The sequence below is a fragment of the uncultured Aggregatibacter sp. genome (genome assembly GCF_938046485.1).
Lineage (GTDB): Bacteria > Pseudomonadota > Gammaproteobacteria > Enterobacterales > Pasteurellaceae > Aggregatibacter.
In genome coordinates this window covers 1-4,951 of sequence record NZ_CALIWN010000007.1, presented here as the reverse complement: position 1 = coordinate 4,951, position 4,951 = coordinate 1, and the positions used below count along the sequence as shown (strand labels likewise).

At 40.8% G+C, this 4,951-nt stretch carries 5 protein-coding genes; 4 read left to right on the top strand and 1 reads right to left on the bottom strand.

Going from position 1 to position 4,951, the window contains the following annotated elements:
• Nucleotides 1-149 precede the first annotated feature (149 nt).
• Nucleotides 150-698, bottom strand: a complete 549-nt coding sequence (orn, locus tag Q0203_RS00355; protein WP_297928719.1) for an oligoribonuclease — start codon at nt 696-698, stop codon at nt 150-152.
• A gap of 72 nt (nt 699-770) precedes the next feature.
• On the opposite strand from orn, the gene rsgA reads away from it, so the two are divergent.
• The 4 genes from rsgA to crr all read left to right on the top strand — a co-directional run bounded on the left by rsgA (nt 771) and on the right by crr (nt 4,729).
• On the top strand, nt 771-1,811 hold the full coding sequence (gene rsgA / locus Q0203_RS00350; protein ID WP_297928718.1) for a small ribosomal subunit biogenesis GTPase RsgA: 1,041 nt from the start codon (nt 771-773) through the stop codon (nt 1,809-1,811).
• Nucleotides 1,812-2,041: 230 nt separating this feature from the next.
• Complete coding sequence (gene ptsH / locus Q0203_RS00345) at nt 2,042-2,299, top strand: phosphocarrier protein Hpr (RefSeq protein WP_209364563.1); 258 nt, start codon at nt 2,042-2,044, stop codon at nt 2,297-2,299.
• Nucleotides 2,300-2,438: 139 nt separating this feature from the next.
• The gene (gene ptsI / locus Q0203_RS00340; RefSeq protein WP_297928716.1) at nt 2,439-4,166 is read left to right on the top strand and encodes a phosphoenolpyruvate-protein phosphotransferase PtsI; all 1,728 of its coding nucleotides are present in this window, start codon (nt 2,439-2,441) and stop codon (nt 4,164-4,166) included.
• A 62-nt stretch (nt 4,167-4,228) separates the two neighbouring features.
• Nucleotides 4,229-4,729, top strand: coding sequence for a PTS glucose transporter subunit IIA (gene crr, locus Q0203_RS00335; protein ID WP_209364567.1), 501 nt, complete (start codon nt 4,229-4,231; stop codon nt 4,727-4,729).
• Nucleotides 4,730-4,951: the final 222 nt, after the last annotated feature.

Here is a 4,951-nt window from a genome sequence, read left to right as displayed (position 1 = left end):
CGCGACCCCGACCTTGGCAAGGTCGTGCTCTACCAACTGAGCTATTCCCGCATTCACATCAAATGAATGAGACGGCATTATACGAATATTTTTGGACAGTGCAAGTATAAAATCATGAAAATGATGCGCTTGTTTATATATTCGTCGATTTAGTCCATCTTTAAAAAATGTTCGCGATAGTAAGCGAGTTCTTTGATGGATTCGCGAATATCGTCTAATGCCAAATGGGTGTTTTGTTTACTAAAGCCGTCCAGAATTTCCGGTTTCCAGCGGGCAGCTAATTCTTTTAATGTACTGACATCAAGGTGGCGATAGTGGAAGTAGTCTGCAAGCTCCGGCATATATTTAAAGAGAAAGCGTTTGTCTTGTGCCACACTGTTGCCACAAATCGGTGATACCCCTTTCGGCACGTATTTCTTGAGGAAATCTAAGGTTTGTAATTCGGCGGCGCGTTCGGTTAATTTGCTGTTTTTAACGCGTTCAACCAGCCCATTGGCGGTGTGGGTTTTTACACACCAGTCGCTCATTTTATTGAGTAATTCTTCCGATTGGTGGATGGCGAGTACCGGCCCTTCGGCAAGAATATTTAAATTTTTATCGGTCACAATGGTTGCGATTTCAATAATGCGTTCTTTTTCCGGATCTAAACCTGTCATTTCAAGATCAATCCAGATCAGATTTTGTTTATCTAATGTCATTATATAAGGTATCCTATGCGAAAATTTTCCTTATTCTAGCGAAAAACGCGAGAAAAAACGACCGCACTTTGTATGAGTAAACCCAAATTAACGCAAAATCAAAAACGCCGAATTCAATCCAATAATCATAAGGTATTACATCGCCATCAGAAGAAAGACATTGATTGGCAGGATGAGATGTTAGGCGATTCGCAGGATGGCTTGGTTGTCACGCGCTATGCCCGTCATGCAGATGTGGAAAATGCGCAAGGCGAGATTTTTCGTTGTAACTTGCGTCGCACATTGGCGAGTGTTGTCGTGGGCGATCGTGTGATCTGGCGACAAGGTAATGAGCAGTTGCAAGGTGTAAGTGGCGTAATTGAAGGGGTTCATCCGCGCAAAAATGAAATTTCCCGTCCAGATTACTATGATGGCATTAAAGTCATCGCTGCCAACATTGATCGTATTATCATTATTTCCTCCGTATTGCCGAGTTTGTCGCTGAATATTATTGATCGTTATTTGGTGGTGTGCGAAGAAGCCAACATTGAACCCATTATTGTGTTGAATAAAGCCGATATGTTGACGGAAGAACAATGGCAAGACGTGGATTCACAGCTGAAAATTTATCGTGATATCGGCTATCAAACGCTGATGGTTTCCGCGCAGAATAAAAAAAATCTGGAAAAACTGACCGCACTTTTATCGGATGGCGTGTCTATTTTTGTAGGACAATCCGGCGTAGGAAAATCCAGTTTGATTAATGCTGTCTTGCCGGAGGTGGACGCGTTAGTCGGGGAAATTAGTTCAACCTCGGGCCTTGGGCAACACACGACCACTTCTTCTCGTTTATATCATTTACCGCAGGGAGGCAGTTTAATTGATTCACCGGGCATCCGTGAATTTGGTTTGTGGCATTTGGAAGATGAGCAGATTACAAAAGGTTATCGAGAATTCCAAACGGTGCTAGGGACTTGTAAGTTTCGTGATTGTAAGCATTTAAATGATCCGGGATGTGCCTTACGTCAGGCGGTAGAAGAAGGCAAAATCAGTGCTGTTCGTTATGAAAATTATCATCGTTTGTTAACCAGTAAAAAAGAAATGAAATCGCAGCGCCATTTTTCTGTTGAATAAGTCAATGTCAGCCACTTCTTTTGCGCAAAACCTTGTTAAATTTTGGTTAATAAATTAAACTTTGACGTCGTTTTTTTGTGATCCAGTTCAAATTTTTATTGAAATCGCCTTGCGTAATGGAGCGATTATCAGGATACTACGGCGCATTTATTTTAGTCTTTTTAGACAAGATTCCATCAAAATGCTAAATGGACTTATCGGATTCAATTAATTTTTTAGAGGAAACTCATATGTATTCAAAAGATGTTGAAATCACTGCACCTAATGGTTTGCATACGCGTCCGGCAGCACAATTCGTTAAAGAAGCGAAAGCATTTGTTTCTGATATTACGGTTTCTTCAGCCGGTAAAAGTGCCAGTGCAAAAAGTTTGTTTAAATTACAAACGTTGATGCTCACGCAAGGTACCGTGATTACGATTTCTGCAGAAGGTGAGGATGCAGAAAAAGCGGTTGAACATCTTGTGGCATTAATTCCAACCTTAGAATAATAACCAAGCCATGATTTGCGGCAATCTTTCTTTATGATTAAAGAGGCGATGTAGCAGGTCATGGCTTTTGCTTTATTTTAAGAATGATTGATTTTTAATCAATTTGAGTTTTAGGATAGATTTTTTATAGAAGGTAACTATGATTTCAGGAATTCCGGCTTCACCAGGTATTGTTTTTGGTAAAGCACTTGTGCTTAAAGAAGAAAAAATTGTACTGGATATGCAAAAGATTAAAGATAGCCAAGTCGAGGAAGAAATCGCGCGTTTTTACGCAGGACGTGAGGCGGCTGTAGAGCAGTTAAACTCAATTAAAGAGCGTGCTTATCAATCTTTAGGCGAAGAAAAAGCTGCCATCTTCGAAGGGCATTTAATGATTTTGGAAGATGAAGAGCTGGAAGAGGAAATCATTGATTATCTTCGTTCAAATCATGTGAATGCGGCAGTGGCGGCGAATGTGGTGATTGATCAGCAAGTCGCCATTTTGTCGGAAATCGACGATGAGTATTTAAAAGAGCGTGCCGGTGATATTCGTGATATTGGCAATCGCTTAATTAAAAATATCTTAGGCATGCACATCGTTGATTTAGGTGAAATTAATGAAGAGGCGATTTTAGTTGCCTATGATTTAACGCCTTCTGAAACAGCACAGCTAAATTTAGATAAGGTGTTAGGTTTTGTGACGGATATCGGTGGTCGCACATCACATACCTCCATTATGGCGCGTTCCCTTGAATTACCGGCAATTGTTGGGACGAACAATGTTACCGAGTTGGTAAATACCGGTGATTTTTTAATTCTGGATGCGTTAAATAATGTGGTTTATGTCAATCCTTCTCAAGAAGACATTCAGCGTTTAAAAGCGTTGCAAGCGAAATTAGCCGATGAGAAAGCTGAGTTGGCGAAGTTAAAAGATTTGCCGGCATTAACGCTAGATGGACACCGCGTGGATGTGGTTGCGAATATCGGTACCATTCGTGATATCGAAGGTGCGGAGCGCAACGGCGCAGAAGGGGTGGGGCTATACCGCACGGAATTCTTGTTTATGGATCGTGATCAATTGCCGACAGAAGAAGAGCAATTTATCGCCTATAAAGACGTCGTGGAAGCCATGAATGGCAATTTGGTGATATTGCGTACCATGGATATTGGCGGTGATAAAGAATTGCCGTATTTGGATTTGCCGAAAGAAATGAATCCATTCCTCGGTTGGCGTGCTATTCGTATTGCGTTGGATCGCCGCGAAATTTTAAATGCGCAATTAAGAGCAGTATTGCGTGCTTCGGCTTACGGTAAGTTAGCGGTAATGTTCCCAATGATTATTTCTGTAGAAGAAATTCGTGAGTTGAAATCCGTCATTGAAGAATTGAAAGTTGAATTGCGTAATGAAGGTAAGGCCTTTGACGAAAATATTCAAATTGGTGTCATGGTTGAAACGCCATCTGCTGCGGTGAATGCCAAATTCTTAGCAAAAGAGGTCGATTTCTTCAGTATTGGTACGAACGATTTAACCCAATATACGTTGGCCGTAGATCGAGGCAATGAGCTCATTTCTCATTTATATAACCCAATGAGTCCGTCTGTGCTGAATTTGATCAAACAAGTGATTGATGCTTCTCATGCGGAAGGAAAATGGACGGGAATGTGCGGCGAATTAGCCGGCGATGAACGTGCTACTGTCTTGTTGTTAGGAATGGGGCTAGATGAATTTAGTATGAGTGCGATTTCTGTGCCGCGGATTAAGAAATTAATTCGTAACGTTAATTATCAAGACGCAAAATTACTGGCAGAAAAGGCGTTACAACAACCGACTGCGGCAGAAATCGAACGTTTAGTGATTGATTTTTTAGCAGAAAAAGCATTAAATTAAATACAAATTAGGCTTTTTAAGCTAAAATAAGACTAAATTTCAAACTTCAGGAGATGATTAAAATGGGTTTATTTGACAAACTATTTGGCTCAAAAGAGAAGAAAGCGGTTGAAGTGGAAATCTATGCCCCACTTTCCGGTGAGATCGTGAATATTGAAGATGTGCCGGATGTCGTTTTTTCTGAAAAGATTGTTGGTGATGGTATTGCTATTCGCCCGACCGGCAATAAATTAGTTGCGCCGGTAGATGGTGTGATTGGTAAAATTTTTGAAACAAATCATGCGTTTTCCATGGAATCCAAAGAAGGCGTGGAGTTATTTGTTCACTTTGGTATTGATACCGTAGAATTAAAAGGTGAAGGCTTTACCCGTGTGGCGCAAGAAGGTCAAACCGTTAAACGTGGCGACACAGTGATTGAGTTAGATCTTCCTCTCTTGGAATCCAAAGCGAAATCCGTATTAACACCGGTAGTGATTTCCAATATGGATGAGATTAATCATCTTGAGAAGAAAACCGGGGAAGTGGTTGCCGGTGACTCCGTGGTGTTGGTTCTAAAAAAATAATAGAGACAGCAAGCTTGTAATAAGCATTTTGCTGATTGCCGATCTTAAGTTTTCTTAAGATCGGCTTTTTTATTTATAGCCAGGCAAAGTCCGACTATAAAATCATACGCTATGCATATGGATCTAAATCGTGCGTAGCGTGCATCTTGATGCACGACCAAACCAAGCACGGAACGAACTAAAGTGCGGTAATTTTTGGAAGTATTTTTTCAACCAACGTAT